We start from the raw sequence: 3,091 nt of genomic DNA, 5'->3' as shown, positions 1-3,091 counted from the left end.
GGGCGCACCCAGCTGCCGCTGTCGCCGGCCTTCGCGCTGCTGTGGGTCATCGGCGGACTGTGTGCGCTGGCCGCCGCCTGGCAGGCGAAGTTCCACCGGCTGGCGGCGCTGATCTTCATGGGGGGCGCGGGCCTGTGCGTGTGCGTCACCTTCCTGTGGCTGTCGGCGCCCGACCTGGCGCTCACGCAGCTGGCGGTGGAGGTCGTGACCACGGTGCTGTTCCTGCTCGGCCTGCGCTGGCTGCCGCGGCGCGACCAAAGTCTGCCGGCCAGCGATCCGAGCGCGCTGCGCGCCCAGGCGCGGCGCCTGCGCGACCTGCTGATCGCCTGCGCAGCCGGGGCCGGGATGGCGTTGCTCGCCTACGCCGTGATGAGCCGCCCGTTCTCCGACAGCACCTCCACCTTCTTTCTGGAGCGCGCCCTGAGCCAGGGCGGCGGCAGCAACGTGGTGAACGTCATGCTGGTGGACTTCCGCGGCTTCGACACCTTCGGCGAGATCGTCGTCCTGGGCATCGTGGCGCTGACGGTGTATGCGCTGCTGCGGCGCTTCCGCCCGGCCGGCGAGGCGATGGACCTGCCGGAGCAGCAGCGCTACCTGCCGGCCGACCTGCACACCGACCTGCACACCGACCTGCTCAACCCGCGCCACGCCACCGACACCGCCATCGGCTACCTGATGGTGCCGGCCGTGCTGGTGCGCCTGCTGCTGCCGTTCACGGCGTTGGTGGCTTTCTACCTGTTCCTGCGTGGCCACAACCAGCCGGGCGGGGGCTTCGTTGCCGGCCTGGTGTTCGCCGTTGGGCTGGTGTTGCAGTACATCGTCTCCGGCACGTCCTGGGTGGAGGCCCACATGCACATCCTTCCCCGGCGCTGGATCGCCACGGGGCTGTTGCTCGCTCTTGGCACGGGTCTGGGCGCACTGGCCTTCGGCTATCCCTTCCTGACCAGCCACATGGCGGTGCTGTCGCTGCCGCTGCTCGGCGAGCTGCACCTGGCGAGCGCGACCTTCTTCGATGCCGGCGTGTTCGCGCTGGTGGTCGGCGCCACGCTGCTGATCCTCACGGCGATCGCCCACCAGTCGGTGCGCAGCCACCGCTGGCATGCGCGCATGCTGGAAGAAGAGCAGCTGGCGCTGGCCGCCGTGGTGAGCTACGCCGACGACGAGGCTCCGCCGGGGCTGCACGCGGGAGCGCTGCGCTGATGGAGGCCGTCCTCGCACTCGCCATCGGCGCGCTTACCGGCTCGGGCGTGTGGCTGCTGCTGCGCCCGCGCACCTTCCAGGTGATCATGGGCCTGTCGCTGCTGTCCTATGCCGTCAACCTGTTCATCTTCAGCATGGGACGCCTGGGCCTGGCCGTGGGCCAGGAGCCGGTCATCCAGCCGGGGCAACCGATGGACCTGGCGCACTACTCCGACCCGCTGCCGCAGGCGCTGGTGCTCACGGCCATCGTGATCGGCTTTGCCATGACTGCCCTGTTCCTGGTGGTGCTGCTGGCCTCGCGTGGCGTGAGCGGCACCGACCACGTGGACGGCGCGGACGCGCACGACCGGCAGGAGATGCCGTGAGCGCGTTCCTGAGCGAACTGGCGGCACGCAGCATGCCGCACCTGATGCTGGTGCCCATCGGGCTGCCGCTGTTCACGGCGGCGCTCACGCTGTTCCTGCGCGAGGAGAGCCAGCGGCTGAAACTCGTGCTGAACATCGCCTCCACCACTTTTGCCCTGCTCGCGGCCGTGGCGCTGCTGCACTGGGTACAGCAGCCGGGCACGGCCTCGGGCATGGGCGTGTACCTGCAGGGCAACTGGACGGCGCCTTTTGGCATCGTGCTGGTGCTCGACCGGCTCTCGGCCCTGATGCTGGTGCTGGCACTGGTGCTGGCGCTGTGCTGCGCCGTGTTCGCGGGCACGCGCTGGCACCGCGCCGGAGTGCATTTCCACGCGCTCTTTCAGCTGCAGCTCATGGGCCTGGCGGGCGCGTTCCTGACGGGCGACCTGTTCAACCTGTTCGTGTTCTTCGAGATCATGCTGGCCGCCTCGTACGGGCTGCTGCTGCACGGCTCGGGCCGGGCGCGCGTGCAGTCGGGCCTGCACTACATCGCCATCAACCTGGCGGCGTCCTCGCTGTTCCTGATCGGCGCAGCGATGCTCTACGGCATCACCGGCACGCTGAACATGGCCGACCTGGCACGCCACGTTCCCGCCATGGCAGCGACCGACCGCGGGCTGCTGCACGCGGCCGCCGCCATCCTCGCCACGGCCTTTCTGATCAAGGCCGCCGTGTGGCCGCTGAACTTCTGGCTGGTGCCGGCCTACAGCGCCGCCACGGCCCCGGTGGGCGCGCTGTTTGCCGTCATGACCAAGGTGGGCGTCTACACCCTGCTGCGCTTGTGGACGCTGATGTTCGGCAGCGAGGCGGGCGATTCGGCCCTGTTCGGCGGCGCTTGGCTGGTGGCGGCCGGGATGCTGACCATGGCCTTCGGCGGCATCGGGATGCTCGCCTCCCAGCGCCTGGGCCACCTGGCGGGTTTTGCCGCCGTGCTGTCCTCCGGCACGGTGCTCGCGGCCGCCGGCCTGGGCCAGAACCAGCTCACTGCGGCGATGCTGTATTACCTACCGGGTTCGACCCTGGCGATCGGCGCGTTGTTCCTGCTGTCCGACCTGATCGAGCGCTGGCGCACGGACGGCACGGCCCTGCGCGGCCACGACGGCAACGAGGCGCCCTTCCTCACGCCCGAGCTGGTACCCACGCCCGGCCTGAACCTGGACGACGAGGAGCAGGTGCTGGTAGGCCGCGCCATCCCCGCCGCGGCGGCGCTGCTCGGGCTGGCCTACCTGGTGTGCACGCTGGTGATCGCCGGCATGCCGCCGCTGTCGGGCTTCGTCGGGAAGTTCGCCATGCTCACGGCCCTGCTCAACCCGCTCGGGCTGGGCTCCTCCTCGGGCATGCAGCCCGGTGCGGCCGGCTGGCTGCTGCTCGCCTTGCTGATCGGCACCGGCCTGCTGTCGCTGATCGCGCTCACGCGCACCGGCATGCGCCATTTCTGGGCCGCGCCCGACCGCCACGCGCCGCGCCTGCACGTGCTGGAGGGGCTG

General features: G+C 70.6%; 3 protein-coding genes. All 3 read left to right on the top strand.

What is annotated here, in order from left to right; genetic code table 11:
• Positions 1-1,200, top strand: a 1,200-nt coding sequence (gene mbhE, locus A612_RS03190; protein WP_019373147.1) for a hydrogen gas-evolving membrane-bound hydrogenase subunit E, incomplete at its 5' end; no start/stop codon positions are given.
• Complete coding sequence (locus A612_RS03185; RefSeq protein ID WP_019373146.1) at positions 1,200-1,565, top strand: Na+/H+ antiporter subunit C; 366 nt, start codon at positions 1,200-1,202, stop codon at positions 1,563-1,565. The genes mbhE and A612_RS03185, both read left to right, overlap by 1 nt.
• 32 nt (positions 1,566-1,597) lie before the next feature.
• A partial coding sequence (locus A612_RS03180; RefSeq protein ID WP_040435817.1) for a monovalent cation/H+ antiporter subunit D occupies positions 1,598-3,091 on the top strand: 1,494 nt, incomplete at its 3' end.

It is taken from the genome of Melaminivora alkalimesophila (assembly GCF_000282995.1).
Lineage (GTDB): Bacteria > Pseudomonadota > Gammaproteobacteria > Burkholderiales > Burkholderiaceae_C > Melaminivora > Melaminivora alkalimesophila.
The sequence above is the reverse complement of the archived record's forward strand: the minus strand, read 5'-3'. Positions and strand labels throughout refer to the sequence as shown.

Bases quoted from the DNA above. Each gene is read 5' to 3' on its own strand.
- A612_RS03185 (WP_019373146.1), top strand. From the start codon at position 1,200: ATGGAGGCCGTCCTCGCACTCGCCATCGGCGCGCTTACCGGCTCGGGC.